Below are 24,792 nucleotides of genomic sequence, written 5' to 3' on the forward strand. Positions count from 1 at the left end.
CCTCAAGCTTCAGCGTTGGCTTTGATCAGGCGGTCGTACGCATCCTGATCCAACAGCTTAGCCACTGCATCGGCATCGGCGGGTTTAAAGCGGAAGAACCAGCCTTCGCCCATCGGGTCTTCGTTGACCAGTTCCGGGCTGCCATCGAGCTTGTCGTTGACTTCGAGGACTTCACCGTCCAACGGCATGTACACACCGCTGGCGGCTTTGACCGACTCCACGGTGGAGGCTTCGGCGCCCTTGGCATAGGCCTGCAACTCCGGCAGTTGCACGAAAACCACATCACCCAGCGCGTTCTGCGCAAACGCGGTGATACCCACGGTGACGCTGCCATCGGCTTCGGCGCGCAGCCATTCGTGATCTTCAGTGAAACGCAACTCGCTCATGGAAACTCCTCAGGGCCAGAATCGTCTGGTGGACGGGATTGGAATAATGGGGAGTTGCTTAGCAATATTGCGGCCAAGGTTATTAAATCGTTATAGATCAATAGGTTAATAAACTCCGCGAGAAGGCTGGCTGAGTGCGCTGTAGCGATTTCGCTACAGTTGGGCGCAGGAAAAAAAGCCTATGCGGATCAAAGCCTTGCATGGCGCGCAAAAAACAGGGTTGTAGCGATATCGTTACGCTGTAGCGCTTTCAGTACACTGGATGTCGTTCTCAGACCAAATCTCTGTGGGAGCTGGCTTGCCTGCGATGGCGGTCTACCCGTCACTAAGGAGTTGGATGACCCACCGCTATCGCAGGCAAGCCAGCTCCCACCTTTGAACCGCGTTTATTCCGTCAGGGCTTGTTGGGTATGCCGTACTTGCGCAGGCGGTGGGCGATCGCCGTGTGGGAGGTTTGCAAGCGGCTGGCCAGTTGGCGGGTGGAGGGGTAGCGGCTGTAGAGGCTTTCCAGCAGGCTGCGCTCGAAATCTTCCACGGCCTGTTCCAGGCTGTCGACTTCACCATCGCTCTGGCGCGCCACGGAGGTGCCGGCGATGTCCAGGTCGCCGATGTCCACCAGGCTGCTTTCGCAGATGGCGGCAGCGCGGAAGATCACGTTTTGCAACTGCCGCACGTTGCCCGGCCAGTGGTTTCCGAGCAGGGCAGGATAGGTACCCGGCGCCAGGCGGCAGACCGGGCGCTGGATCTGCGCGCAGGCTTGCTGCATGAAGTAGCGCGCCAGCAGCAGGATGTCCTGGCCGCGTTCACGCAAGGGCGGTACGGCGACGTTGAGCACGTTGAGGCGGTAGAACAGGTCTTCGCGAAAGGTGCCTTCGCTGACCATCTTTTCCAGGTCGCGGTGGGTGGCGCTGAGGATGCGCACATTGACCTTCACTTCGCGGTCGCCGCCCACGCGACGAAAGCTGCCGTCATTGAGAAAGCGCAGCAGTTTGGCTTGCAGGTACGGCGACATTTCACCGATCTCATCGAGGAACACCGTGCCCTGGTTGGCCAGCTCCATCAGCCCCGGTTTGCCACCGCGTTGCGCGCCGGTAAAGGCGCCGGGCGCATAGCCGAACAATTCGCTTTCGGCGAGGTTTTCCGGCAGCGCCGCGCAGTTCAATGCCAGAAACGGCGCACTGTGACGCGTGCTGATGGCGTGGCAGGCGCGGGCCACCAGCTCTTTGCCGGTACCGGTCTCGCCCTGGATCAGCAGCGGTGCATCCAGTGCTGCCACCCGTTGCGCGCGCGCCTTGAGCGTGCGGATCGCCGGGGACTCGCCCAGTAGTGCATCAAAGCCTTCGGCGTGGTCATGGTGCAGCGCCGACAGTTGTTCGCCGATGCGGTTGGGTTGGTAGAGGGTGAGCAGGGCGCCGGCGTCGGTGATCGGCGTGGCGCCCAGCAGCAAGGTCTGGCCGTTCACGCTGATCTCGCGCAGCGGCAAGCGAAAGCCCTGCTCCAGCAGGGTCTCCAGCAATGCCGCGTCATCGAACAGCTCGGCGATGCTTTCGCCGGCCGGTTCACGCCCGTACAAGGCGATCAATGCCGGGTTCGCCAGCAAAATCTTGCCCGCGCTGTCCAGGGCCAGCACCGGGTCGGTCATGGCCGCCAGCAGGGCGTCGAGTTGCAAGTGGCGACGCTGGCCCGGAAGGATGTCGACCACCTTCACCGCCTGCACGCCGTGCACGCTGAACAACGCGTCGCGCAGCTCTTCGAGCACGTCGGCGCTGAGGGTCGGCGCATCGATATAGACGTTGGGCGGCACCATCTCCACCGCATCCAGATTGAGATTGCGCCCACCAAGCAAGGCCAGGACTTCCTGGGTGATGCCGACGCGGTCGATGAAGCTGACGTGGATACGCATGGGGCGATTGGTAATTCTGAAGAGCAGAGGCGGCAAGTATGCCTTGGAGCGAGTGGAGATCAAAATGTGGGAGCGGGCTTGCTCGCGAATGCGGTGGGTCAGTCAGCTGATTATTGACTGATCCACCGCATTCGCGAGCAAGCCCGCTCCTACAGGGGATTTGCGATGTTTTTATTCCAGGTGTTCGGGTTTGACCGGGTCGCCGGATTTCATATCCAACTGCTTGCGCACATCCTCGAACATCAGATCGTAGTGCTTGTGCTGCGAGCCGACGCTGCTATGGGTCTTGGGAATGCCGTATTTTTCGACAATCTTGGTCACATTGCTGGCGAAGTTGTAGGCCTGGTCCTTGGGCAGGAAAAAGGTCTCTTTCATGGCCTTGCCCTGAATGCTCCCATGCAGCGTGAACTGCATGCCTTTGCCTTCGCGCTCATCCGTGAAGACTTCGTAGTCCAGGCACAGGTCGTAGCTGACATCGTCCTTGTTCAGCGCGTGTCGCTCGATATGCAGGTGGCCGGGTTCAAAGATAGCCATAGGCGTTTCTCCTCAACTTCACAGGTAGGTGATGCCAGGTGTTGCCGTGCTGATGCGGGTGCCGGCGCTGCCCTGGACGATGGCTTCGATGTCCGAGAGTGAACCGATCACCGCGGTTTTGCCAGTCTGGCGGGCGAACTCGCAGGCGGCTTGGACCTTGGGGCCCATGGAGCCGGCAGCGAAGCCGAGTTTTTCCATGTCGTCCGGGTGGGCCTGGCCGATGGCCTTCTGGGTGGGCTTGCCGAAGTCGATAAAGGCGGCGTTGACGTCGGTGGCGATCACCAGCAAATCAGCTTCCAGTTGCGTGGCCAGCAAGGAGGAACACAGGTCTTTGTCGATCACGGCTTCAATGCCGCGCAGCTTGCCATCTTCGCCATACATCGTCGGGATGCCGCCACCACCGGCGCAGATCACGATGGCTTTTTTCTCCAGCAGCCATTTGATCGGGCGGATTTCAAAGATGCGTTTGGGGCGCGGGCTGGCGACCACGCGGCGGTATTTGTCGCCGTCGGGCGCGATGGCCCAGCCTTTTTCGGCGGCGAGTTTCTCGGCTTCGGCTTTGGCGTACACCGGGCCGATGGGCTTGGTGGGGTTCTGGAAGGCCGGGTCCTTGGCGTCCACTTCCACTTGGGTGAGCAGGGTGGCGAACGGCACTTCGAAGTCCAGCAGGTTGCCCAGTTCCTGTTCGATGATGTAACCGATCATGCCCTCGGTCTCGGCGCCCAGCACGTCCAGCGGGTAAGGCGAGACGCTGGTATAGGCCGCTGCCTGCAACGACAGCAGGCCCACTTGCGGGCCATTGCCGTGGGCAATCACCAGTTCGTTGCCGGGGTGGATCTTGGCGATCTGTTCGGTGGCGATACGGATGTTGGCCCGTTGATTGTCTGCGGTCATGGGTTCACCACGACGCAGGAGGGCGTTGCCGCCCAGGGCTACGACGATGCGCATACAGAATGTCCTTCTAGAAGCTCTATGTAGCGAACACAGGACCAAATGTGGGAGCGGGCTTGCTCGCGAAAGCGGTAGATCAGTTACTACACGTGTTGACTGGCACACCGCTTTCGCGAGCAAGCCCGCTCCCACAGTTTCGATCATTTTTCGACAGTGAGAGCGGTGTTGAGGGTTTAGATGTCTGCCAACGCCGACACCAGAATCGCCTTGATGGTATGCATGCGGTTTTCCGCCTGCTCGAAGGCGATATTGGCCGGCGACTCGAACACCTCTTCGGTCACTTCCACGCCATTGGCCAGGTGCGGATAGCGCGCCGCGATGTCCTTGCCGACCTTGGTTTCACTGTTGTGGAACGCCGGCAGGCAATGCATGAATTTCACCCGGGGGTTACCCGAGGCTTTCATCATCTTGGCGTTGACCTGGTACGGCAGCAGTTGCTCGATGCGCTCGTCCCATGCTTCCACCGGTTCGCCCATGGACACCCAGATATCGGTGTGGATGAAGTCCACGCCCTTCACGGCCTCTGCAGGGTCTTCGGTGATGGTGATGCGTGCGCCGCTTTCCTCGGCGAACGCCTGGCACTCCTTGATGAAATCTTCATGGGGCCACAGCGCTTTCGGCGCGCCGATGCGCACGTCCATGCCGAGCTTGGCGCCGATCATCAGCAGCGAGTTGCCCATGTTGTAGCGGGCGTCCCCCAGGTACGCGTAGCTGATGTCATGCAGCGGCTTGTCGCTGTGTTCGCGCATGGTCAGGGTGTCGGCGATCATCTGGGTCGGGTGGAATTCGGCGGTGAGGCCGTTGAACACCGGCACGCCCGCGAACTTGGCCAGCTCTTCGACGATTTCCTGTTCAAAGCCACGGTATTCAATGGCATCGAACATCCGGCCCAGTACGCGGGCGGTGTCTTTCATGCTTTCTTTGTGGCCGATCTGCGACGACACCGGGTCGATATAGGTGACGTGGGCGCCTTGGTCGTGGGCCGCGACTTCGAAGGCACAGCGAGTGCGGGTCGAGGTTTTTTCGAAGATCAGCGCGATGTTCTTGCCCTGCAGGTGCGGACGCTCGGTGCCGGTGTATTTGGCGCGCTTGAGGTCACGGGACAGGTCCAGCAGGTAATGCAGCTCGCGGGTGGTGTGGTGCATCAGCGACAGCAGGCTGCGGTTGCGCATATTGAAAGCCATGATGGAATCTCCTTAGTAGTCGATAGGGTCGCGGATGATCGGGCAGGTCATGCAGTGGCCGCCGCCACGGCCACGGCCGAGTTCACCGGCGCTGATGGTGATGACTTCCACACCGGCCTTGCGCAGCAGGGTGTTGGTGTAGGTGTTGCGGTCGTAGCCAATCACCACGCCCGGCTCCACGGCCACCACGTTGTTGCCGTCATCCCATTGCTCTCGTTCGGCGGCGAAGCTGTTGCCGCCGGTCTCGACCACGCGCAGGGCCTTGAGGTTGAGGGCTGCGGCCACGGTTTCGAGGAAGTTGGTTTTCTCGCGCTGGATGTCGATGCCGTGGGGCTTGCTCTCGTCCGGGCGCAGGGTGAACGGCACGATCTGGTTGACCACTTCGGGGAAGACGGTGACCAGGTCGCGGTCGCAGAAGCTGAACACGGTGTCCAGGTGCATCGCCGCGCGGGATTTGGGCAGGCCGGCAACGATGACGCGTTCCACGGCTTTGTTCTGGAACAGGTTGCGCGCCAGTTGGCCGATGGCCTGGTGGGACGAGCGTTCGCCCATGCCGATCAGCACCACGCCGTTGCCAATCGGCATCACGTCGCCGCCTTCCAGCGTCGCGGCGCCATGTTCCTGGTCGGGGTCGCCGTACCAGATCTGGAAGTCCGCGTTGGTGAACTCAGGGTGGAATTTATAGATGGCGCTGGTCAGCAGGGTTTCCTGACGTCGCGCCGGCCAGTACATCGGGTTGAGCGTCACGCCGCCGTAGATCCAGCAGGTGGTGTCGCGGGTGAACTGGGTGTTGGGCAGCGGCGGCAGGATGAAACTGGCGTGGCCGAGAAAATCGCGGAACATCTCGATGGTCTTGCCACCGAAGCTGCTCGGCAGGTCATCGGCCGACACGCCACCAATCAGGTACTCGCTGATTTTGCGCGGCTCCAGGCTGCGCAGCCACGAGCCGACTTCGTCGACCAGGCCCAGGCCTACGGTGTTGGCGGTGATCTTGCGCTCCAGGATCCAGTCCAGCGCTTCGGGGTTGGCGACGATATCGGTGAGCAGGTTGTGCATTTCCAGCACATCAATGTCCCGCTCGCGCATCTTGGTGACGAAGTCGAAGTGGTCGCGCTTGGCCTGGGCCACCCACAGCACGTCATCGAACAGCAGTTCGTCGCAGTTGTTGGGGGTCAGCCGCTGGTGGGCCAAGCCTGGGGAGCACACCATGACTTTGCGCAGTTTGCCGGCTTCGGAATGTACGCCGTACTTCACTTTTTCCGTGGTCATTACAGATCCTCCAGTGAACAACAATTACAGGGTCAGGAAGCCGTCGTAGAGCCCATAGGCCGCCACCAGGGCGCCAATGACCACTGCGGCGAAAATCAGCTTCTCGACGGGGGTGAAAATCGGTTTGCCCAGTTCACGCTTGGCCTTGGCGAACAGGATCGCGCCGGGGGCGTAGAGCAGGGCGGAGAGCAGCAGGTATTTGGTGCCGCCGGCATACAGCAGCCAGATCGCATAGATCAGGGCGATGGCGCCGATGAACAGGTCTTTCTTGCGCTCTTTGAGGGCGTTCTCGTAGGTCTCGCCGCGCACCGCCAGCAGCAGGGCGTAGGCCGCCGACCACAGGTAAGGCACCAGGATCATCGAGGTCGCAAGGTAGATCAGTGACAGATAGGTGCTGGCGGAAAACAGCGTGATCACCAGGAATATCTGCACCATTGCATTGGTCAGCCACAGTGCGTTGACCGGCACATGGTTGGCGTTTTCCTTGCGCAGGAACTCCGGCATGGTGTGGTCTTTGGCGGCGGCGAACATGATCTCCGCACACAGCAGCACCCAGGACAGCAGCGCGCCGAGCAAGGAGATGATCAAGCCCACGCTGATCAGCACCGCGCCCCAGTGGCCCACCACATGCTCCAGCACGGCGGCCATCGACGGGTTTTGCAGCTTGGCCAGTTCCGGTTGGGTCATGATCCCCAGGGACAGCACGTTCACCAGCATCAGGAACAGCAGCACGGTGATAAAGCCGATCACGGTGGCCTTGCCCACGTCGCTGCGTTTTTCGGCACGGGACGAGAAGATGCTCGCGCCTTCGATGCCGATAAACACCCACACGGTGACCAGCATCATGTTGCGCACCTGGTTCATCACACTGCCCAGGTCGGGGTTTTTCACGCCCCAGATGTCAGCGGTGAAGATGTCCAGCTTGAACGCGAACAGGGCGATGAGCACGAACAGCAGCAGCGGCACCACCTTGGCGACGGTGGTGACCAGGTTGATGAATGCGGCTTCCTTGATCCCGCGCAGCACCAGAAAATGCACGGCCCATAACAGCACTGACGCAGCGATCACCGCCGTAGGCGTATTGCCCTCGCCAAACACCGGGAAGAAGTAGCCCAGGGTGCTGAACAGCAAGACGAAGTAGCCGACGTTGCCCAGCCAGGCGCTGATCCAGTAACCCCAGGCGGATGAAAAACCCATGTAGTCGCCGAAACCGGCCTTGGCGTAGGCGTACACCCCGCCGTCGAGGTCGGGTTTGCGGTTGGCGAGGGTCTGGAACACGAAGGCGAGGGTCAACATGCCGATGGCGGTAATCACCCAGCCAATCAACACCGCACCGACATCGGCGCTGGCGGCCATGTTTTGCGGCAATGAAAAGATGCCGCCGCCAATCATCGAGCCGACGACAAGTGCGACCAGGGCGCCTAATCGAAGTTTTCCGGGAGTTTCAGACATTGCATGACTCCAATGCAGGAGAAGAGAGACCACAGAATAATTCCGTGCGCTAATCAAACAGCTGACTCAGATCACTTCATTGGCACATTCCATTGTGAATTAACGACTTAGGTTGAGGTTTTTACGGGCGAACGAGTCCCGCAAAGGCGCTTGCTAGAGCGCTACTTGCTTTGTGGTTAATCAGTTGGTCGAGGGCATGGGTGTTGACGCTAGTTCTTATTTGCGGATGTGCAAATTTTTTGTACGTTGTTTGTCGAGTACTTCATAATTGGCGTATTTAAATTCTAAATAAGCCTAAACTTCGCGCCTTTACATATCCTTATGTTATGACACCGTCATTAATTTGAATTACGTGTGTGCGCAGTTGTCGCCCAACCGTTTATTTTGAGGAACCTGCATGTCCCAACCCGCCCAGAAACTTCGGCTCAGCGCCCTGATCGCCCTGGTGGTGGGCTCGATGATTGGCGGTGGGATTTTTTCGTTGCCGCAGAACATGGCCGCCCGTGCCGAGGTGGGCGCCATACTGATCGGCTGGGCAATCACCGCCATCGGCATGCTGACCTTGGCCTTTGTGTTCCAGACGTTGGCGAACCGTAAGCCCGAACTGGATTCCGGGGTGTATGCGTACGCCAAGGCAGGTTTCGGCGACTACATGGGATTTTCGTCTGCCTGGGGTTACTGGATCAGTGCGTGGATGGGTAACGTCGGTTATTTCGTCTTGCTGTTCAGCACCCTCGGCTACTTTTTTCCGGCGTTCGGCCAGGGCAATACCCCGCTGGCCATCGGCTGCGCGTCGCTGTTGCTGTGGGCGGTGCATTTTCTGGTGATGCGCGGGATCAAAGAGGCGGCGTTTATCAACCAGGTGACGACGGTGGCGAAGATCGTGCCGCTGTTGATGTTTATCGTGATCGCTGCGGTTGCATTCAAGGCGGATATCTTCACCCGCGATATCTGGGGCCTGGGCAACCCGCAGATGGGCAGCGTGGTCGAGCAGGTGCGCCACATGATGCTGGTCACCGTGTTTGTATTTATCGGCATCGAAGGTGCCAGTGTGTATTCAGCGCGGGCGCAGAAACGCTCGGACGTGGGGCGCGCCACGGTGATTGGTTTCGTGGGCGTGCTGGCCTTGCTGGTGCTGGTGAACGTGCTGTCCCTGGGCATCATGAGCCAGCCGGAGCTGGCGCAATTGCAGAACCCGTCCCTGGCGGGGGTGTTGGAGCATATCGTCGGGCCTTGGGGCGCGGTATTGATCAGCCTCGGCCTGGCGGTTTCGCTGCTCGGGGCGTTGCTCTCCTGGGCCTTGCTGTGCGCGGAAATCCTCTATGCCACCGCCCAGGACAAGACCATGCCGGCCTTCCTGAAGAAGGAAAACGCCAATCAGGTGCCGGTCAATGCCTTATGGCTGACCAACGTGATGATCCAGGCATTCCTGGTGATCACGCTGTTTTCAGCCAGCACCTACACCACCCTGATCTACCTGGCATCGTCGATGATCCTGGTACCTTATTTGTGGTCGGCGGCCTATGCGGTGCTATTGAGCGCGCGCGGCGAAACCTATGCAGGCTGGCAGCGCCGGCGCATGAAAGATCTGCTGGTGGGGCTGGTTGCCCTCGGCTACGCGATCTGGCTGCTGTATGCGGGGGGCTTGAAGTACTTGCTGCTGTCGGCGCTGTTGTACGCACCGGGTGTGATCCTGTTTGCCCTGGCCAAGCGCGAGCAGGGCCAACCCTTGTTTACCACCGTGGAAAAAGGCATTTTCAGCGGCGTGATCGCGGGCGCCGGGTTCGCCGCGTATGGGCTGTATAGCGGGGTATTGTCACTGTGAGATTGGCGTATCAGCCGCCCTACGACTGGGCGGCGATGCTGGGGTTCCTGTCGGCGCGGGCGATTACCGGGTTGGAAACCGTGGTCGCCGGCGTGTATCGACGCAGCATCAGTGTGGCAGGGCGCCATGGCTGGATCAGCGTCGAACCAGGGGCGGGGGATTGGCTGGAGGTGACGGTCGACTTTCCCGAGCCTGCCGCCATGCCTGAGATCGAGCGGCGCTTGCGCAGGATGTTTGATCTGGATGCCGTGCCTGAGGTAATCAACGCGCAATTGGCGCAGGACCCTCTGATGGCGCAACTGGTTGTGGCTCGCCCTGGCCTGCGGTTGCCTGGCACCTGGGATGGGTTGGAACTGGCGATTCGTGCAGTGCTGGGCCAGCAGATCACCGTGGTGGCGGCGATTCGCCTGGCGGGCAAGCTCGTGGCGCAGTATGGCCAGGCGCTGCCAACCCCGCACGCCGGTATTACCCACCTGTTTCCGACACCTGAAGTGCTGGCGGCGGCGGACCTTGCCACCCTGGGCATGCCCAAGGCGCGGGGCCGCACCTTGTCTGGTGTGGCCCAGGCGCTGTTGGATGATCCTCAGCTTTTCGAACCCAAGGCCAGCCTCAAGGATGGCGTGGCACGGCTGGTGGCGTTGCCGGGGATTGGAGAGTGGACCGCGCAGTACATCGCCATGCGCCAGTTGCGCGAGGCGGATGCGTTTGCGCCGGGGGACATCGGGCTGATCAATGCTTTGGCGGCTTTGGAAGGTGGGCCAGTGTCGGCCCGGCAGTTATTGGCGCGGGCCGAGGCGTGGCGGCCGTTGAGGGCGTATGCGGCGCAGCATTTGTGGACAACCCTGTAGGAGCGAGCTTGCTCGCGAAAAACCTGAGAACGCCGCTGTGTATCAGGTTTCCCGCGTTATCGTTGGCGACCTTCGCGAGCAAGCTCGCTCCTACAGGGTATTAGTCACCACTGAGGCCGGTGCGAGCCCAGTTCCACCGCCGGCAAATCCCACTGCAGCGGCGTGCCACTGATACTCAGCGGCGCCAGTAGCCGATGGGCCTGGCCCCAGGCTGTCTGCTCCACGACCAGGCCTTGGTCATTGATGTCTTCTTCGGGCAATGCCGCTTGCTGTGGCACTGGCCCGGCCTCCACCAGCAACTTCGCCGTACGCGCCAACGACAAACGCGCCGACCCGCCGCGTCCGGATTCCAGGCGCTCGGTCAACGCCCGGATCGCACTGGCGGCCATCAAATAGCCGGTGGCGTGATCCAGCGCCTGCACCGGCAGTGGCAGCGGTTTATCCCCCTGTTTCCAGGCCATGCCGGCCTCGGCAATCCCGCTGCTCATCTGCACCAGGCTGTCAAAGCCACGACGATTGCGCCATGGGCCGTTCCAACCGTAGGCGTTTAGGCTGACGTCGATCAGGCCGGGGGCGATGTGTTGCCGTTCGCCAAGGGTATAACCCAGTTGTTCCAGGGCATCGGCGCGGTACCCGTGGAACAGGATGTCGGCGTCCTTGAGCAACGCTTCGAATAACTGTCGGCCTTCGCTGCTTTTCAGGTCAAGGCGGGCGCAGCGTTTGCCCAGGGTCATTTCCGGCACCACCCCAGGTTCGTTCCAGGTGGGCGAGTCGATGCGCAGTACGTCGGCGCCCAAGCCCGCGAGGAAACGACTGGCCACCGGGCCGGCTAGCACCCGGGTCAAATCCAGCACCTTGATGCCGGCCAGTGGGCGCGCTGCGGAACCGAGCCAGGGTTTGTCGATGCCGGGTTCGAAGACCTGGCGCTGGATCAACGCCTCGGCGTTCACTGCCAAGCCTTGAGGATGCTGCTGCCAGGCTTGCCAGCTACGCATCTGCGCCGCACAACCGTCCGCATCGACCACCGCCTGTTCCAGTTCGGCGGCTTTCCAGGTTGCGACTTTGCTCGTCATGGCTGCGCGATCAGCGGCAGGTCCCAATACCCGCTCGGCCGCTGCACGATGATGGGGCGCGTTGGTGTGCAAGCGAATCCAGCCATCGGCGCTGGCGTAGTCACCCGCTACCGGGTCCCACAACGGCGGCACTTGCCAACCCACGGGGCGAATCGACGAGGAGAACCACAACGAGGCCAGGCGCCGATCCACGCTGACACTGGGCAGGCGCCCGGTTTGTTGCTCAATCAACTGGGCGACGGCCTGGCCGGCGGCGCCGATGCTGGCGGCCGCCAAGTCAGTCACGGCAAAGGTCGAGGGCAAGGCACCGGCCTGTGTCTGGGGCAGTGGGGCGTGCGGTAGAGCGAGTGCGGCTTGGATGGGAGTCAGCAGGTCAGTCATCAAAGGCCCTCCGTAAGAGAAGGGCCACTATAGAAGATCATCCCACTGGTATGGCAACCCCAGGGATCAAGGGCAGTTCGATGCTGGCGATAAAACCGCCCTCGGGATGGTTGGCCAGGATCAGGTTGCCGCCATGGCGCTCGGCGGCGCGACGGGCGATGGCCAGGCCCAGGCCATGGCCTTGGGCGGTTTGGCCGGGCGCACGGTAGAACGGCTCGCCCAATTGGCTCAGGTGCTCGGCTTCAACGCCGGGGCCGTGGTCGCGTACGCTGATCAGAATGCGCCCGCCTTGATGCTGGGCCTGCAATTCAATCGGTTGGCCAGCCGGGTTGAAGCGCTGGGCATTGCGCAGCAGGTTGTCCACGGCGCGTTCGATCATGGTCGGCCAGCCTTTAAGCTGCAAATCATTGGCAGTCGTCAGTTGCACCACTTGCTCGGGGGCACTGAGTTGGGCGTCCTTTTGCAGCGTTTTAAGCAACGGGTTGAGGTCGATGTCTTCGGCGCTGGCGTTGTCGGCGTCGACCCGTGCCAATACCAAAATTTCGCTGATCAAGGCTTCCAGGCGATCGCATTCGCGAGTCAGGCGCGGCCAGAGTTTTTCCCGTTCTTCGGGGCTGGCGCGCTCGGCCAGGGCCAGGGCGATACGCAAGCGTGCAAGGGGTGAGCGCAGTTCATGGGAGACGTCGCGCAGCAACTGGCGCTGGCTGCCGATCAGGCTTTGCAAGCGTGCGCCCATGCGGTTGAAGTCGTTGGCCAGCACGCCGAACTCGTCACGCCGGTTGGCCAGTTGCGCCAGGCTGTTTTGTTGATAGGTGGTTTGCCCCAGGTCATGCACCGCGCCGCGCAAACGGCTGAGCGGGCGGGTAATGGACAGGGTCACCAGCAGGCTGAACAGGGTCAGTACCACCAGGGTAATCGCCAATGCACTGAGCGGCCACAGCAGGCTGCTGCGGTGCCAGGCGTCCAGCTCGGGGTGAGGAATACGGTAAATCAGCAGGTAGGTATCGCCGGTTTTGGCGCTGGTGTACTCGGCGGTCAGGCGCCGCCAGGGCAGGTGGCCGTCCTGGCTGTCGTTTTGCCGGGCTTCGAAGGCGGCGGCGCGGCGCGGGAAGGTGCCGCGCACCACCGGGTCGCCGCTTTCGTTAAGCACTTGCACGTCGATGTGGTACTGGCGTTTGCGCTGCTGCAACAAGTCCTGGGCAGCGTCTTCACCCTGGGTTTCGTAGAGCTGCGTCCACTCCTGGGCCAGGTTGTTGAGCCCAGGGTGGCGGCTGAGAATCCAGGCGTCCTGGTTGAGCATGTGCCCAAGCAGGATCGATAACCCGGCAACCAGGGCGATGGCCAGCCAGAAACTCGCCAGGATACGCCAGAACAATGAACGCACAGGAAACCCTCAAACAGGAAAAGCCCAGCGGCGTGAACCACTGGGCTGGGGGTGAAGCTAGGCCATTATTGCGCTTTTTGCGCTTGCTGGGCTTTCCAGGCCTGGAACTCTTTCCATTCGGCGCGGCGCTCGGCTTGCTTCTTGACGATATCGTCGTACTTCTTCTGTTGGTCGGGCTTAAGCACGGCACGAATATCGGCCTGGGTTTTCTGCTTGCCGGCGGCGATTTCGTCCTGCATGGCCTTCTGGTCGGCGGCCGGGAGTTTGTCCAGGTACTTTTGGGTCAGGTCTTTGCGGGCGTGCCATTGGTCACCCATCAGCTTGCGGATCTGCTCACGCTGTTCCTTGCTCAAGTCCAGCTGGCTGAACGGGCCGCCTTTGCCACGCGGGCCGTGTTCACCGTGGCCTGGGCCACCCATCATGCGGCTTTCAGGCCCACCCATCGGGCCTGGGCCTTCCGGCATTGCCATGGCAACGGTGGGCAGGGCAGTGGCGAACATCAAAGCGATAAGGGTCTTGCGCATGGTGATTCTCCTGTCTCTATTCCGGTGAGTCCGGATGTGAGTAGGTTACGCAGAGCAAGGTCAGCGGCGGTCAGGGGAGGGTAAAGCTTCGGTAAAGACGGGTTTGAAAGGAACTGACAAAACCCTTGAGGCTGATGAGAACACTGGTGGGAGCTGGCTTGCCTGCGATAGCCATAGGTATCTACACAACTGTGCAGTTCGCCGCAGCCGCTGGTCACCACGATGCGAAGCGAGTCGCTCTTGATCTTGATCTGCTTTTGATCTTAGGCGCCCCGTCAAACCACGCTGGCCGGAATTCGACAGGGATTTGGGGGGTAAACCGGCAGGGATGCCGGTTTAGCCGCCCCGCGCCATGGATGGCGCGTGGCGGCGGCCCCCCAAATCACTGGCGGATTACGGGCACACCGAGCCTAAGCGAGGTGCCGAGTGGTGGGGCAAGAGCGTTTTGCTTACTTTTGCGCTGTTCAAAAGTGAGCCGCCGTCAGGGCGGAACCCTAAGTGGCCGTTACCTAAATAACGGATATGTACTCAGTCTGATCTCAGATCCCGGTCGGCTGTCAGGCCGCCTTCGCAGGCAAGCCAGCTCCCACATTTGAATCGCGGCGCGTTAGTTAGATCGGCGCCGGCTGTCAGGCCGTCACGGGAGCAAGCTCCCTCGCCACAGGTTCAGCGTCGCACCACAGTTGTGTAGATACCTATGCTGCGATAGCGGTGTGTCAGTCACGTTTATGCTAACTGGCCCACCGCTATCGCAGGCAAGCCAGCTCCCACAGGGTTGAGTGTGGTGTTTAGAGGCTGTAGTAATAGCCACGACTGCGCAACGCCACGATCCGTGGCCGGCCATCGGGGTGTGGGCCGATCTTTTTGCGCAGGTTGCTGACGTGCATGTCCAGGCTGCGGTCATACAGGGTCAGCTTGCGGCCCAGGGCGATCTGCGCCAGTTCCTGTTTGTCCAGGGGCTCGCCCGGTTGGCGCAGCAGGGCTTCGAGCAGGCGGCTTTCGGAGACGGTGAGGGCGAACTCCTGTTCATCGATGCTGACCACGCCGCGCACCGGGCTGAAGCACAGGTCGCCCAGTTCCAGTTGGGTCGACACCGCGGCCGGGTGGCTGCGGCGTAATACGGCGCGTAGGCGCGCCGTCAGCTCACGCGGGTCGCAGGGCTTGGCCAGGTAGTCGTCGGCGCCCAGTTCCAGGCCGAGGATGCGGTCCAGGGGTTCGCCTCGGGCCGAGAGCATCAGCACCGGCAGCTCCGGGTGGTCGTTGCGCAATTGCTTGAGCAGCTCCAGGCCGCTGCCGTCGGGCAGCATCACGTCGAGCACGACGGCCGCAGGCGCACTGTCGGCCAAGGCTTTACGGGCGCTCAAGCCATCGTGGCAGGCGCGCACCTGGAAACCTTCCTGGCTCAGCCAACTGGTCAGCAGCTCACAGAGCTCCTGGTCATCATCTATCAGTAACAGCTCGCTCATGACTCACTCAATTTAGCCATTGTCGGCGGCGAAGGCCCCACCGGTGACGCCGTGAGCCATTATGAGTACGCCGAAACGATTAGGTTCGACGCAGCCGGGCTCAAGGCAAGACTTGCTTGAACGGCTTGATCACCACATCGGCGTAGACGCCTGCTGCAACGTAAGGGTCTGCCTTGGCCCAGGCCTCGGCGTCGGCCAGGGAGGCGAACTCGGCCACGATCAGGCTGCCGGTGAACCCGGCGTCGCCCGGGTCATTGCTGTCGACGGCCGGGTGCGGGCCGGCCAGTACGATGCGGCCTTCGGCTTGCAGCTGTTTGAGGCGCTCGACGTGGGCCGGGCGTACGCTCAGGCGTTTTTCCAGCGAGTGGGCAACGTCGGTGGCAATGATGGCGTAGAGCATGTCAGTCCTCGGTTTTTGGTGTGGTAGCTGCGGTGTCATGCAGGTGACGCGACAGGTAGATACCCTGGCCGATCAAAAACAATACGGTCATGCCCAGGCTGCCGAACACTTTGAAGTCGACCCAGTAGTCCTGGAAGGTAAAGGCCACGAACAGGTTGGCGGCACCGCAGAACAGGAAAAACACGATCCAGGCCACGTTCAGGCGTACCCACACCGGCTCCGGCAAGGTCAGCGCATGGCCCATGATCCGCTTGATCAGCAGGCGGTCACCGATGAAGTGGCTGCCGATGAACACCAGGGCGAACAGCCAGTTCACCACCGGGGCTTTCCATTTGAGGAAGGTTTCGCTGTGGAAGGCCAGGGTCAGGCCGCCGAATACCAGGCAGGCGATAAGCGTGAGCCATTGGCTTTTTTCCAGCTTGCGCTGGGAGATGAAGATGGCGCCGTAGACCACGATGGAGCTGACGATCAGTACGGCGGTGGCGCTGTAGATGCCCCCGAACGATAGCTCGTGACCGGCGATTTCGATGACCCTGGGGTCGAGTTTGGTAACGATGAAAAACAGCAACAGCGGGATGAAGTCGATGAATTGTTTCACAGTAAGAGCCAGAAGCTGGATGTGGCGGCATAATAACAAACATCCTTGGTTGCGATAGCGCCAGCTGACTTGAGGTTACACACTCCCGTGAATGTTGATTTGCACTGCCACAGCACGGCCTCCGACGGCGCCCTGGCGCCCGCGGTACTGGTTGCGCGTGCGTTTGAAAAAGGCGTGCGAGTTTTGGCATTGACCGACCACGACACCCTCGAAGGCCTCGACGAAGCCCGCCAGGCCGCGCAGTCCCTGGGCATGCAGCTGGTCAATGGCGTGGAATTGTCCTGCACCTGGGGCGGGGCCACCATCCATGTGCTGGGCTACGGTTTTGATCAAAAGGCCCCACCCTTGGTGGCGGCGATTGCCCAATTGCACGATGGCCGCTGGCTGCGGTCCGAAGAAATAAGCCGCAAGCTCAGCCTTAAAGGCATGCCGGGTGCCCTAGATGGCGCCCGGGCTATCCAGCAAGAGCTGGGCGACAGCGGCAACGCACCGGCCCGTCCGCACTTTGCCGACTGGATGGTGCGTGAAGGCTATGTGAAGGATCGCGCCGAAGCCTTTCGCAAATGGCTGGGCGCCGGCAAGTTGGGCGACGTGAAGCTGCATTGGCCGACCCTGGAAGACACCGTCCAGACCCTGCGGGCCTCCGGGGCCTGGGTGAGCCTGGCGCACCCCTGGCATTACGATTTCACCCGCAGCAAGCGCCGCAAGCTGATCAGCGACTATATTGGAGCGGGTGGCCACGCCATCGAGGTGGTCAACGGGCATCAACCCGCCGAACAGGTCGGCAGCCTGGCGATCCTTGCCCGCGAATTTGGTCTGCTGGTCAGTGCCGGCAGTGACTTTCATGGCCCAGGCGGCTGGTCCGAGATTGGCGAGTATCGCCAGGTTCCGGAAGATCTGCCGCTGTTGTGGGGGCGATTCAAGCATGACCCCATTATTGCCACCGTCTGAACAGGTAGAGTACGTGAGCCAATTCTTCCAGATTCATCCGGAAAACCCTCAGGCGCGCCTGATCAAGCAGGCCGTGGAGATCATCCGTGCCGGTGGGGTAGTGATCTACCCGACGGATTCTTCCTATGCCATTGGCTGCCAGATCGGCGACAAGGGCGCGGTCGAGCGCGTCAGACGCTTGCGCCAGCTGGACGACAAGCACAACTTTGCGCTGATCTGCAGCGACTTGTCCCAGCTCGGGCTGTTCGCGAAGGTCGACACCGGCACCTTCCGCCTGCTCAAGGCCCACACGCCGGGGCCCTACACGTTCATTCTCAACGCCACCCGCGAAGTGCCGCGCCTGTTGCTGCACCCCAAGAAACGCACCATCGGCCTGCGCGTGCCGGAACACCCGATTGCCCTGGCGCTGCTGGCCGAGTTGGGCGAACCGCTGATGAGCGTGTCGTTGATCCTGCCCGGCGAAACCGAGCCGTTGTACGACCCTTACGAAATGCGCCGTTTGCTGGAAAAACACGTCGACCTGATCATCGACGGCGGCTACGGCGGCAATAAGGCCTCCACGGTGATCAACCTGGCCGACGGTGAGCCAGAAGTGGTGCGTGTGGGTTGTGGCGACCCGGCTCCGTTCATGGTCGAGGCCTGAATGTCGGCCGTGGAAACCGCTGATCCCCAGGCCGGCGCCCAGCAGGAACTGCCGTTTGCCATGGTGTACGGCCAGGCGGTCATGGAAATGCCCCTGGACCTGTACATCCCGCCGGACGCACTGGAAGTGTTCCTTGAAGCCTTCGAAGGCCCGCTGGACTTGCTGCTGTACCTGATCCGCAAGCAGAACATCAATATCCTCGACATTCCGGTGGCAGAAATCACCCGCCAGTACATGGGCTATGTGGAGCTGATGCAGTCGGTGCGCCTGGAACTGGCCGCCGAGTACCTGGTGATGGCGGCCATGCTCGCCGAGATCAAGTCGCGCATGCTGTTGCCGCGCTCGGAGACGGTGGAAGCCGAAGAGGATGACCCCCGCGCCGAGCTGATCCGCCGCCTCCAGGAGTACGAACGCTTCAAGGCCGCCGCCGAAGGCATCGACGGCCTGAGCCGTGTGGGCCGTGATGTGGTGGTGCCCAAGCTCGACGCCCCCGAGGCCCGCGCGCGCAAATTGCTCCCAGACGTGAGCCTGGAAGAATTGCTGATGTCCATGGCCGAGGTGCTACGCCGTGGCGACATGTTTGAGAGCCACCAGGTCAGCCGTGAAGCGCTGTCTACCCGCGAGCGCATGAGCGATGTGCTGGAGCGCCTCAAGGGCGGTGGGTTTGTGCCCTTTGTCGAGTTGTTCACCGCCGAAGAAGGGCGCCTGGGCGTGGTGGTGACCTTTATGGCGATCCTTGAGCTGGTCAAGGAGTCCTTGGTCGAGCTGGTGCAGAATGAGCCTTTTGCGGCTATCCACGTGCGGGCGCGAGCCGAATAACGAGCTGAATCGATGAATCTGACTGAACCCCGCGAACTGGCCCCTTTGCTGGAGGCCTTTCTCCTGGCCTCGGGTAAACCGCAATCTTTGGAGCGCCTGTTCGAGCTTTTCGAAGAAGCCGAACGCCCGGAGCCACCGGTCTTCAAGAAGGCCTTGGAGATCCTGCGCAAGTCCTGCGAGGGCCGTGCCTTTGAACTGCGCGAAGTGGCGTCGGGTTACCGCCTGCAGATCCGTGAGAAGTTTTCGCCGTGGGTCGGGCGGTTGTGGGAAGAGCGCCCGCAGCGCTATTCCCGGGCGATGCTGGAGACCATGGCGCTGATCGCCTATCGCCAGCCCATCACCCGGGGCGAGATCGAAGACGTGCGTGGCGTGGCGGTGAACAGCAATATCGTCAAGACCCTGCTGGAGCGCGAGTGGATCCGCATCGTCGGCTACCGCGACGTGCCGGGCAAACCGGCGATGTTCGCCACCACCAAGGTGTTCCTCGATCACTTCAACCTGAAAAACCTCGACGACCTGCCACCCCTGGCCGAGTTGCGCGAAATGGAAGCCGAGCCGGTGCTCGACTTCGACGACGCGCCGGTGCCGCAAAGCCTGCAGGAACTGGCCGACGCCAGCGCCGAGCCGGAGGAGCCCAAGGACGAGACCAGTTTCCATACGCTGTTGCTGGAACTGGACGACATGGAGCAGGGCATCAAGACCGACTTCGACGATTTGCTGCGTGATGGTGCGGAGCAGCCGCAAACCCAGGTGAACGTTGAATCCGAGCCGGAGGTCCAAACCGAGGAAGATATTCTCGGCGTGGCCGAGGCCCGGGAAAAACTCCTGGCCGCCGTCGCTGCTCTTGAACCGCCGCCTTTGAGCGACGAAGAAGACGAAGCCCGGGCGCTGGCTGAAGCCATCGAAAACGAACGCCGCCAATTCGAAGACTGACCGGCTCTGACGTTCACCGCGCAACCCATGTGGGAGCTGGCTTGCCTGCGATGCAGACACCTCGGTGTTTCAGATGCAAGGAGGTGATGCCATCGCAGGCAAGCCAGCTCCCACAGAGGATCGACCATGAGTGCTATGAAAGACCCGTGCATCAGCATCTGCAAATTCAACGACGACATCTGCGTCGGCTGTGGCCGCAGCAAGCGTGAAATCCGTGCCTGGAAGAAACTCGACAAAGCCGACAAGCGCACGGTTCTGGCCGAAGCCGAGCTGCGATTGCTGGCCCTGGGGGCCACCGGTCGGCGGAAAAGCAAATGAGCGGGGCGTTATCGGCTAGTCTGTGATGCGCAACACGCGCCATGCGCGTATGATTCGCGACCCCTTGCCGACCTATTCGGCCAAGGCCCCGCTTTCAATACCCTTCAGGCCATGCCTGAATCGACCCACCGGGAGGTGCTTACGATGAATGACCAAGACCAGAAAGACCAGGAAATCGGCCCAGCAGGCGAGAAACTGCAAAAGGTGCTGGCGCGTATCGGCGTGGGTTCGCGCCGCGACGTCGAAGCCTGGATCACCCAGAAGCGCATCAAGGTCAACGGCGTCGAGGCCACCCTCGGCCAGCGCGTCGACCTGCACGATGCAATCACCATTGATGGCAAGGTCATCAAGCGTGAAGAGGCCGCCGAATCGGTGCGCCGCGTGATCATGTACAACAAGCCCGACGGCGAGATCTGCACCCGTGACGACCCGGAAGGCCGGCCGACCGTGTTCGACAAGATGCCCAAGCCTAAAGAGGGCCGCTGGATCAACATCGGCCGCCTGGACATCAACACCACCGGCTTGCTGATGTTCACCACTGACGGTGAGTTGGCCAACCGCCTGATGCACCCGTCCTACGAGATGGACCGTGAATACGCCGTGCGTGTGCGTGGTGAAGTCGATGACGAGATGATCGAACGCCTCAAGGCGGGCGTGGTGCTCGAAGACGGCCCGGCCAAGTTCACCGACATCAAGCAGGCGCCAGGTGGCGAAGGTTTCAACCACTGGTACCACTGCGTGGTGATGGAAGGCCGTAACCGTGAAGTGCGTCGCCTGTGGGAGTCCCAGGGCCTGGTGGTCAGCCGCCTCAAGCGCGTGCGTTTTGGCCCGGTGTTCCTGAACTCCGACCTGCCGATGGGCCGCTGGCGCGAAATGAGCCAGTACGAAGTCGATATCCTCAGCGCCGAAGTGGGCCTGACGCCGGTTGCCATGCCGCAGATGAACGCCAAGAGCAAAGACAAGCTTGAGCGCATGCAGCGTAAATCGTCGCGCCCGGTGCCACGTACCGAACGTGTTGCCCGCACCCTGCGCCCTGCGCTGGATGCACCGGCCACCGGCGGTCGTATCTCGCGTCAGCCACACATTGAAGGCGAGCGCCGCCCCACCGCGCCAGCGCGTCAAGAAGGTGAGCGTGCGCCACGTACGCCGCGTCCTGCCCCGGCGGGTGGTCGCAGCAACCGTGGCGAAGCGGATCGCCCGGCCGACAACGCCAGCACCAAGCGTCCAGCCAAGCCAGCGGCGAACAAGCGCCCTGGCCCGAAACTGGTCGCGGACGAGCCTTCGGGCAAGCGCCGTGGCGCCCCGGCCGGTTCCGGCCAGCGCCCTGGTTTTGGTCGCAAGAAGCCGCAGTGATGCGTTAAGCGCTGCACAAAAACGCCAACCCTAAGGTTGGCGTTTTTTTTATCTCAACTTTGGTAACCCAGTTCAATGTGGGAGCGGGCTTGCTCGCGAAGGCGGTGAGTCAGTCGATGTATGTGTCAACTGATACACCGCCTTCGCGAGCAAGCCCGCTCCCACATTTGAAGCTTCATTTGTTTCGAAAGGGGGCTTAGAAGGCAAAGGCGCCATCAAACACCGGCTTGTCATCCAGCGCCAACACCCCACTGGCGAAGATCAGGTCCAGGTGATGACTGCCTTTCTGCCCGCCACCCAAGCCCAGGTGCAACCCGCAATGGCGCTCTTCAAACCCGGCATTGCGCGCATACAGGTCCTTGACCCCTTCATTGGTACCAATCCCCAACTCCTCCACACGACGGTTGGACGGGTTGGCATTCAGGTACTTGTTGAAATCATCCGCCAGCCCCGGCACGTCGCTGGCCACGCTGCAAACGGTGGAGTTTTCGATCCATAACTCCAGCGGCGATTGCAGCACGCCGTATTTGCGCGCAAAGGGGATGGTGCTGAGGAAGGTGCCGACAAACCGCACCTGGCCGTTGATGGCTTCGCTGTGAGTGGCGATTTCGCCGGGGGCCAGGTCGTGGTTGCCGACGCCGTTGATATTGGTCCACTTCTTGATGCTGCTCATCGGCGCTTCCAGGCGCGAACCGTGTTTGTCGGTGAAGCTCAGCACGTTGGCCTGGGCCATGCGCCGGATCAGCGTGGCGTTGAGGTCGGCGATGCGTTGGGGCTCGACGCTGAAGGTGTCGTAGAAATAGTCGCCGTAATCCTTGAACAGCAGGGATTTTTTCCAGTGCTCGGCCATCACGCCTTGCAGGGCGCGGATAAAGTCCGGGCCTTCGGCGCGGGGGTTGGGCAGCGTGGAGGAGTCGTAGAGAAACAGGTACAGGTCGCAGGTTTGAATGGCCTGGGCGAGGGTGTCGCTGGGCGCCAGGTCCAGGCGTTGCAGTTGGAAGTTGAAGCGGGCGGCGCTGCCGTGGGTGATCGCCTGGGCGATGGCGTCATAGCGCGCGGTATGGCCCAGCAACACGGTGGGACGGTTCAGGCCGTTGAGGGCCGGGTGGTGCGCAAGGTAGTAGAGAAAGTGTTCGACGGCGCGGGCCTTGTCCATGACGGGTGTCCTTCTGTGCCTTGGGTAAGGGGGCAGGCGCCGTGCACAGCGCCTGCCGGGTGCCTGCCGGGTTTTAGAAAGGCCACATCGCGGTGCCAAAAGGCACAACGGCATCGGCTTGCATCATTTCAACGGCGGCCTCATGGGTCGGCGCTTCAAACCAATCGTCGAGTTGCAGTTCGGTTTCCAGGTCGTTTTCCAGTGCTTGCATGGTGTATCTCCTAGAGGACGTTGATTGAGAACGGCTCACCCACGGGCTTCGCGGGCAAGTGCAAAGAACCTAGAAGAGAGTGTTTCGAAATGCAAAAAATTTATTGACACGGTTTCATTTGGATTTTTTCTTCTGTTTTTTGGCGGATTTTTTTATTAAGGCAAAACAGTGCATTGGCTGAAGCGATTCTTCAGATGCTGCCTACCGACAGAATTCCGTTGAGGACTGCCGAAGTCTGGCTGTAACGCAGTTTTTCCGGGGTGTAACGACAGCTTTACGCAAATGTCCTGGCTTTGTTGGAGGTTGCGCTGATGTAAGCATTAGCTGACAGAATCGCCTGTGCACTTTCCCGGTGCGTGCCGAAGCTGTCGAGCGGTGTACAATGCGCCGCGTTTTACTGTGACCCCCCTTGCGTACCCACGCAAAAGGCCAAGACCTCAGGGTTTGATCCCCCTGATCACTCCGCCTGGCCACGAGCCGGACGGGTTCGATTTCGTCACAGATAAAAACAAACAGGTGACGCATGACCATTAGAAAGACGCTGTACTCCTGGTGCCTGCGCTGGGGTTTGAGCGGCGCTGCTTGAGTCGGTAATTCAAGGCAGCAACCTGCATTCAACTCTTCAAACCTTGCGTGAGACCCTTTTCATGAGTGGACCCCATTCTTCTTCAGGCGAGCTGAAACGCGGCCTGAAAAACCGGCATATCCAGTTGATCGCCCTCGGTGGCGCCATCGGCACCGGCCTGTTCCTGGGCTCGGCCGGGGTGCTCAAATCCGCCGGCCCGTCGATGATCCTGGGCTATGCCATCTGCGGCTTTATCGCCTTCATGATCATGCGCCAGCTTGGCGAAATGATTGTCGAGGAGCCGGTTGCTGGCTCTTTCAGCCACTTTGCCCACAAGTACTGGGGCGGTTTCGCCGGCTTTTTGTCGGGCTGGAACTGCTGGATTCTGTACATTCTGGTGGGTATGTCGGAGCTGACGGCCGTCGGCAAATACGTGCACTACTGGTGGCCGGAGATCCCGACCTGGGTTTCGGCGGCGGCGTTTTTCGTGCTGATCAACGCGATCAACCTGGCCAACGTCAAAGTCTTCGGTGAAGCCGAGTTCTGGTTCGCCATCATCAAGGTGGTGGCGATCGTCGGCATGATTGCCCTGGGCAGCTACCTGCTGGTCAGCGGCAGCGGCGGCCCGCAAGCCTCGGTCAGCAACCTGTGGGAGCATGGTGGTTTCTTCCCCCATGGCGTCGGCGGTTTGGTGATGGCCATGGCGATCATCATGTTCTCCTTCGGCGGCCTGGAAATGCTCGGCTTTACCGCTGCCGAAGCCGACCAGCCACGTACCGTGATCCCCAAGGCGATCAATCAGGTGATCTACCGCATCCTGATTTTCTACATCGGTGCCCTGGTGGTACTGCTGTCGCTCACACCATGGGACAGCCTCTTGGCGACCCTCAACGCCTCCGGCGATGCCTACAGCGGTAGCCCGTTCGTGCAGGTGTTCTCGATGCTGGGCAGTAACACGGCCGCGCATATCCTCAACTTCGTGGTGCTGACGGCCGCGCTGTCGGTGTACAACAGCGGCACCTACTGCAACAGCCGCATGCTCTTGGGCATGGCCGAGCAGGGCGACGCGCCCAAGGCGCTGGCGAAGATCGACAAGCGCGGCGTGCCGGTGCGTTCGATCCTGGCCTCGGCGGCGATCACCCTGGTGGCGGTGCTGATGAACTACCTGATGCCCCATGACGCGCTGGAACTGCTGATGTCGCTGGTGGTGGCCACGTTGGTGATCAACTGGGCGATGATCAGCTTCTCCCACTTCAAGTTCCGCCAGCACATGAACCGCATCGGCCAGGTGCCGCTGTTCAAGGCGCTGTGGTACCCGTATGGCAACATCATCTGTGTAGCGTTCGTGGTGTTTATCCTGGGCACCATGTTGATGATTCCAGGCATTGACCGCTCGGTGTACGCGATCCCGGTGTGGGTGGCGTTCATGGGCGTTTGTTACTGGGTCAAGAACAGGCGGGCGCAGCAGTCCGTCGCAGTCCAAGCCTTGACGGCGAAGTAAGGCCGTATACTGCGCTAAATGTGGGAGCGGGCTTGTGTGGGAGCTGGCTTGCCTGCGATAGCATCACCGCGGTGTACCTGTTACACCTCGGTGCCTGCATCGCGGGCAAGCCCGACTCCCACACAAGCCCGCTCCCACATTTTTGACCGCGCTCGGCTTGAGGG

24 protein-coding genes are annotated in these 24,792 nt (G+C 61.2%); 9 read left to right on the plus strand and 15 right to left on the minus strand.

What is annotated here, in order from left to right:
* Window positions 1–2: 2 nt before the first annotated feature.
* The 7 genes from gcvH to arcD (CRN80_RS15660) form a co-directional block, all read right to left on the minus strand.
* Entirely contained in the window at window positions 3–386 is a 384-nt protein-coding gene (gcvH, locus tag CRN80_RS15630; protein WP_098950519.1) for a glycine cleavage system protein GcvH, read from the minus strand.
* Window positions 387–780: 394 nt separating this feature from the next.
* Complete coding sequence (locus CRN80_RS15635; protein ID WP_032895537.1) at window positions 781–2,289, minus strand: sigma-54-dependent transcriptional regulator; 1,509 nt, start codon at window positions 2,287–2,289, stop codon at window positions 781–783.
* Between the two features lie 171 nt (window positions 2,290–2,460).
* Window positions 2,461–2,823 carry a DUF5064 family protein gene (locus CRN80_RS15640; protein WP_032895539.1) on the minus strand — a complete coding sequence of 121 codons (363 nt, stop codon included), beginning with the start codon at window positions 2,821–2,823 and terminating at the stop codon, window positions 2,461–2,463.
* 18 nt (window positions 2,824–2,841) lie between these two features.
* Entirely contained in the window at window positions 2,842–3,771 is a 930-nt protein-coding gene (gene arcC / locus CRN80_RS15645) for a carbamate kinase (RefSeq protein ID WP_032895541.1), read from the minus strand.
* A gap of 176 nt (window positions 3,772–3,947) precedes the next feature.
* Window positions 3,948–4,958 carry an ornithine carbamoyltransferase gene (locus tag CRN80_RS15650; protein WP_003193818.1) on the minus strand — a complete coding sequence of 337 codons (1,011 nt, stop codon included), beginning with the start codon at window positions 4,956–4,958 and terminating at the stop codon, window positions 3,948–3,950.
* Between the two features lie 12 nt (window positions 4,959–4,970).
* The gene (arcA, locus tag CRN80_RS15655; protein ID WP_014719694.1) at window positions 4,971–6,227 is read right to left on the minus strand and encodes an arginine deiminase; all 1,257 of its coding nucleotides are present in this window, start codon (window positions 6,225–6,227) and stop codon (window positions 4,971–4,973) included.
* A 24-nt stretch (window positions 6,228–6,251) separates the two neighbouring features.
* Entirely contained in the window at window positions 6,252–7,679 is a 1,428-nt protein-coding gene (gene arcD / locus CRN80_RS15660; RefSeq protein WP_032895542.1) for an arginine-ornithine antiporter, read from the minus strand.
* A 397-nt stretch (window positions 7,680–8,076) separates the two neighbouring features.
* Here arcD (CRN80_RS15660) and arcD (CRN80_RS15665) point away from each other — a divergent pair, with 397 nt between their 5' ends.
* Both arcD (CRN80_RS15665) and CRN80_RS15670 read left to right on the plus strand, forming a co-directional pair.
* On the plus strand, window positions 8,077–9,504 hold the full coding sequence (gene arcD / locus CRN80_RS15665) for an arginine-ornithine antiporter (RefSeq protein WP_032895544.1): 1,428 nt from the start codon (window positions 8,077–8,079) through the stop codon (window positions 9,502–9,504).
* Window positions 9,501–10,352 (plus strand): DNA-3-methyladenine glycosylase, encoded by an 852-nt coding sequence (locus CRN80_RS15670; protein ID WP_032895546.1) that lies wholly within the window; start codon window positions 9,501–9,503, stop codon window positions 10,350–10,352. Before arcD (CRN80_RS15665) ends, CRN80_RS15670 begins: the two co-directional genes overlap by 4 nt.
* Window positions 10,353–10,456: 104 nt before the next feature.
* On the opposite strand, the gene CRN80_RS15680 is transcribed toward CRN80_RS15670, so the two are convergent.
* From CRN80_RS15680 to CRN80_RS15705, 6 genes are all read right to left on the minus strand, one after another.
* Window positions 10,457–11,806, minus strand: a complete 1,350-nt coding sequence (locus CRN80_RS15680; RefSeq protein WP_098950520.1) for a CoA transferase — start codon at window positions 11,804–11,806, stop codon at window positions 10,457–10,459.
* Between the two features lie 37 nt (window positions 11,807–11,843).
* On the minus strand, window positions 11,844–13,190 hold the full coding sequence (locus CRN80_RS15685) for a HAMP domain-containing sensor histidine kinase (protein WP_098950521.1): 1,347 nt from the start codon (window positions 13,188–13,190) through the stop codon (window positions 11,844–11,846).
* Window positions 13,191–13,255: 65 nt separating this feature from the next.
* Entirely contained in the window at window positions 13,256–13,714 is a 459-nt protein-coding gene (locus CRN80_RS15690; protein WP_032895550.1) for an LTXXQ domain protein, read from the minus strand.
* Window positions 13,715–14,502: 788 nt separating this feature from the next.
* A complete protein-coding gene (locus CRN80_RS15695; RefSeq protein ID WP_003193803.1) occupies window positions 14,503–15,180 on the minus strand; it encodes a response regulator transcription factor in 678 nt (225 codons plus the stop codon).
* Window positions 15,181–15,280: 100 nt separating this feature from the next.
* Window positions 15,281–15,580: a YciI family protein gene (locus CRN80_RS15700; protein ID WP_098950522.1), complete on the minus strand. Its 300-nt coding sequence runs from the start codon at window positions 15,578–15,580 to the stop codon at window positions 15,281–15,283.
* Between the two features lies 1 nt (window position 15,581).
* On the minus strand, window positions 15,582–16,178 hold the full coding sequence (locus tag CRN80_RS15705) for a septation protein A (RefSeq protein WP_044267795.1): 597 nt from the start codon (window positions 16,176–16,178) through the stop codon (window positions 15,582–15,584).
* An 87-nt stretch (window positions 16,179–16,265) separates the two neighbouring features.
* Between CRN80_RS15705 and CRN80_RS15710 the strand changes: the two genes are divergently transcribed.
* From CRN80_RS15710 to rluB, 6 genes are all read left to right on the plus strand, one after another.
* Entirely contained in the window at window positions 16,266–17,129 is an 864-nt protein-coding gene (locus CRN80_RS15710; protein ID WP_034134362.1) for a PHP domain-containing protein, read from the plus strand.
* A 13-nt stretch (window positions 17,130–17,142) separates the two neighbouring features.
* Window positions 17,143–17,772 (plus strand): L-threonylcarbamoyladenylate synthase, encoded by a 630-nt coding sequence (locus CRN80_RS15715; protein ID WP_003193796.1) that lies wholly within the window; start codon window positions 17,143–17,145, stop codon window positions 17,770–17,772.
* Between the two features lie 120 nt (window positions 17,773–17,892).
* A complete protein-coding gene (locus tag CRN80_RS15720; protein WP_164365898.1) occupies window positions 17,893–18,591 on the plus strand; it encodes a ScpA family protein in 699 nt (232 codons plus the stop codon).
* Between the two features lie 12 nt (window positions 18,592–18,603).
* A complete protein-coding gene (gene scpB, locus CRN80_RS15725) occupies window positions 18,604–19,524 on the plus strand; it encodes an SMC-Scp complex subunit ScpB (RefSeq protein WP_032895555.1) in 921 nt (306 codons plus the stop codon).
* 126 nt (window positions 19,525–19,650) lie between these two features.
* A complete protein-coding gene (locus CRN80_RS15730) occupies window positions 19,651–19,842 on the plus strand; it encodes a DUF1289 domain-containing protein (RefSeq protein ID WP_034128540.1) in 192 nt (63 codons plus the stop codon).
* A 144-nt stretch (window positions 19,843–19,986) separates the two neighbouring features.
* Window positions 19,987–21,195 carry a 23S rRNA pseudouridine(2605) synthase RluB gene (gene rluB, locus CRN80_RS15735; RefSeq protein ID WP_032895557.1) on the plus strand — a complete coding sequence of 403 codons (1,209 nt, stop codon included), beginning with the start codon at window positions 19,987–19,989 and terminating at the stop codon, window positions 21,193–21,195.
* A 196-nt stretch (window positions 21,196–21,391) separates the two neighbouring features.
* Here rluB and CRN80_RS15740 read toward each other — a convergent pair whose 3' ends face one another.
* On the minus strand, window positions 21,392–22,351 hold the full coding sequence (locus CRN80_RS15740; RefSeq protein WP_098950523.1) for a leucyl aminopeptidase: 960 nt from the start codon (window positions 22,349–22,351) through the stop codon (window positions 21,392–21,394).
* 73 nt (window positions 22,352–22,424) lie between these two features.
* The gene (locus CRN80_RS31230; protein ID WP_003175756.1) at window positions 22,425–22,562 is read right to left on the minus strand and encodes a hypothetical protein; all 138 of its coding nucleotides are present in this window, start codon (window positions 22,560–22,562) and stop codon (window positions 22,425–22,427) included.
* A gap of 647 nt (window positions 22,563–23,209) precedes the next feature.
* On the opposite strand from CRN80_RS31230, the gene CRN80_RS15745 reads away from it, so the two are divergent.
* Window positions 23,210–24,628: an amino acid permease gene (locus CRN80_RS15745; RefSeq protein WP_098950524.1), complete on the plus strand. Its 1,419-nt coding sequence runs from the start codon at window positions 23,210–23,212 to the stop codon at window positions 24,626–24,628.
* Window positions 24,629–24,792: the final 164 nt, after the last annotated feature.

The organism is Pseudomonas sp. FDAARGOS_380, from assembly GCF_002591235.1.
GTDB lineage: Bacteria > Pseudomonadota > Gammaproteobacteria > Pseudomonadales > Pseudomonadaceae > Aquipseudomonas > Aquipseudomonas salmasensis.

Coding starts and splice junctions, on each gene's coding strand:
- arcD (WP_032895542.1), bottom strand. CDS start 7,679: ATGTCTGAAACTCCCGGAAAACTTCGATTAGGCGCCCTGGTCGCACTT.
- gcvH (WP_098950519.1), bottom strand. CDS start 386: ATGAGCGAGTTGCGTTTCACTGAAGATCACGAATGGCTGCGCGCCGAA.
- rluB (WP_032895557.1), top strand. CDS start 19,987: ATGAATGACCAAGACCAGAAAGACCAGGAAATCGGCCCAGCAGGCGAG.
- scpB (WP_032895555.1), top strand. CDS start 18,604: ATGAATCTGACTGAACCCCGCGAACTGGCCCCTTTGCTGGAGGCCTTT.
- arcC (WP_032895541.1), bottom strand. CDS start 3,771: ATGCGCATCGTCGTAGCCCTGGGCGGCAACGCCCTCCTGCGTCGTGGT.
- CRN80_RS15700 (WP_098950522.1), bottom strand. CDS start 15,580: ATGCTCTACGCCATCATTGCCACCGACGTTGCCCACTCGCTGGAAAAA.
- CRN80_RS31230 (WP_003175756.1), bottom strand. CDS start 22,562: ATGCAAGCACTGGAAAACGACCTGGAAACCGAACTGCAACTCGACGAT.
- CRN80_RS15635 (WP_032895537.1), bottom strand. CDS start 2,289: ATGCGTATCCACGTCAGCTTCATCGACCGCGTCGGCATCACCCAGGAA.
- CRN80_RS15730 (WP_034128540.1), top strand. CDS start 19,651: ATGAGTGCTATGAAAGACCCGTGCATCAGCATCTGCAAATTCAACGAC.
- arcA (WP_014719694.1), bottom strand. CDS start 6,227: ATGACCACGGAAAAAGTGAAGTACGGCGTACATTCCGAAGCCGGCAAA.
- CRN80_RS15740 (WP_098950523.1), bottom strand. CDS start 22,351: ATGGACAAGGCCCGCGCCGTCGAACACTTTCTCTACTACCTTGCGCAC.
- CRN80_RS15690 (WP_032895550.1), bottom strand. CDS start 13,714: ATGCGCAAGACCCTTATCGCTTTGATGTTCGCCACTGCCCTGCCCACC.
- CRN80_RS15680 (WP_098950520.1), bottom strand. CDS start 11,806: ATGACTGACCTGCTGACTCCCATCCAAGCCGCACTCGCTCTACCGCAC.
- CRN80_RS15695 (WP_003193803.1), bottom strand. CDS start 15,180: ATGAGCGAGCTGTTACTGATAGATGATGACCAGGAGCTCTGTGAGCTG.
- CRN80_RS15745 (WP_098950524.1), top strand. CDS start 23,210: ATGAGTGGACCCCATTCTTCTTCAGGCGAGCTGAAACGCGGCCTGAAA.
- CRN80_RS15650 (WP_003193818.1), bottom strand. CDS start 4,958: ATGGCTTTCAATATGCGCAACCGCAGCCTGCTGTCGCTGATGCACCAC.
- arcD (WP_032895544.1), top strand. CDS start 8,077: ATGTCCCAACCCGCCCAGAAACTTCGGCTCAGCGCCCTGATCGCCCTG.
- CRN80_RS15640 (WP_032895539.1), bottom strand. CDS start 2,823: ATGGCTATCTTTGAACCCGGCCACCTGCATATCGAGCGACACGCGCTG.